This window comes from Dryocola clanedunensis subsp. sulfonylureivorans, from assembly GCF_016756775.1.
In the GTDB taxonomy this organism is placed as follows: Bacteria; Pseudomonadota; Gammaproteobacteria; order Enterobacterales; family Enterobacteriaceae; genus Dryocola; species Dryocola clanedunensis.
The window spans coordinates 1-865 of sequence record NZ_JAERMU010000071.1 but is presented as its reverse complement, the minus strand read 5'-3'; the positions used below and the strand labels follow the sequence as shown (position 1 = coordinate 865).

Annotated in this window: 1 pseudogene; it reads right to left on the bottom strand. The window is 58.2% G+C overall.

The features are described from left to right. Positions 1 to 865, bottom strand: a pseudogene (locus tag HYQ67_RS23805) (autotransporter outer membrane beta-barrel domain-containing protein); the annotation flags it as partial.

The following is an 865-nucleotide window of genomic DNA, read 5'->3' as shown; positions in this document are numbered from 1 at the left end:
TCAGGGCCTGGGTATTTTGCGTGGTCGCGCCGTCCAGAACAAAGTGGCTGTTGGCCAGGGCAACCGTACCGGCAAAGCCGTCCGCCGCATTGTTGGCGGTGAAGGCAAAGTCATTGTCCTTGCTGCCCAGATCGACCGTCACCAGACCGCTGCCGGCCAGGTGGCTGGCAAAACTCAGCGCCTTGTCGTCATTCATGGCAAGGGTGCTGCTGCCGTCGATGTTCCAGCCGGCATCTGCCGCGCTCAGATCGAGCTGCGTTTTATCCAGTGTGAATGTCGAGTTGTTGGCCAGATTCGCCTCACTCATTTTCTGGATCTTGTCGGCATCGGCCAGAATGTAATTTGAGTTGTCGAGATTCAGGACATTATGACCCAGGCCACCGTCGAGGGTGGTGAACAGCGCTGCATTCTCCGCGGCGGTAATGTCATTCAGGTTGAAGGTGTCATCACCGTCTCCGGTAGTGAAGACCGATGCCGCCTGGCTGCCATGCTCCAGCGTCACGCTGTTGTTGCCGTTAAGCAGGTTGACTGCACCGGCCAGCTTGCCGCCGCTTGCGTTGGTGAAGTTCACCGCCTGCTGGTCAACACTGGTCACCACACCGTCTGCGGCGGTAGAGGAGATGGTGCCGCTGTTGGTAAAGGTGGTGGTGCTGCCGTTATTTATATCCACCATCTGCGTGGCAGAGGCTGAGTGGATATTGCCGGACTGATCGAGCGTCGGCGTGCTGCCCTCAATAACCAGAGCCGAGCCACCTGCCGCATCGTTGATATTGACGCTGACGCCGGATTTGATGGCTCCGGAGGTGTTAGTGGTCATGCCTTTACCCGCCGCGCTGTTGACGTTAATCACCAGCCCCTGGGATTT